We start from the raw sequence: 731 nt of genomic DNA on the forward strand, positions 1-731 counted from the left end.
GACGACCGCGAGGTTGTCTTGGCTGCCGTGGCGCAGAATGGCTTAGCCCTTGAGTACGCGTCTGAAACACTGAAAGACGACCGCGAGGTTGTCTTGGCTGCCGTGGCGCAGAATGGCTTAGCCCTTCAGTACGCGTCTGAAACACTGAAAAACGACCGCGAGGTTGTCTTGGCTGTCGTGGCGCAAACTGGCTGGGCCCTTCAGTACGCGTCTGAAACACTGAAAAACGACCGCGAGGTTGTCTTGGCTGCCGTGGCGGAGAATCGCTGGGCCCTTCAGTACGCGTCTGAAACACTGAAAGACGACCGCGAGGTTGTCTTGGCTGTCGTGGCGCAAACTGGCTGGGCCCTTCAGTACGCGTCTGAAACACTGAAAAACGACCGCGACGTTGTTCTGGCTGCCGTGGCGCAAACTGGCTGGGCCCTTCAGTACGCGTCTGAAACACTGAAAAACGACCGCGACTTTTTATTGGCTGCCGTGGCGGAGAATGGCTTGGCCCTTGAGTACGCGTCTGAAACACTGAAAGACGACCGCGAGGTTGTCTTGGCTGCCGTGGCGAAGAATCGCTTGGCCCTTGAGTACGCGTCTGAAACACTGAAAAACGACCGCGAGGTTGTCTTGGCTGCCGTGGCGCAGAATGGCTGGGCCCTTGAGTACGCGTCTGAAACACTGAAAGACGACCGCGAGGTTGTCTTGGCTGCCGTGGCGAAGAATGGCTTGGCCCTTCAGTA

At 57.7% G+C, this 731-nt stretch carries 1 protein-coding gene; it reads left to right on the plus strand.

What is annotated here, in order from left to right:
• On the plus strand, positions 1-731 hold a 731-nt coding region (locus Lfee_RS07660), incomplete at both ends, for a DUF4116 domain-containing protein (protein WP_193786947.1).

The organism is Legionella feeleii, from assembly GCF_001467625.1.
GTDB lineage: Bacteria > Pseudomonadota > Gammaproteobacteria > Legionellales > Legionellaceae > Tatlockia > Tatlockia feeleii.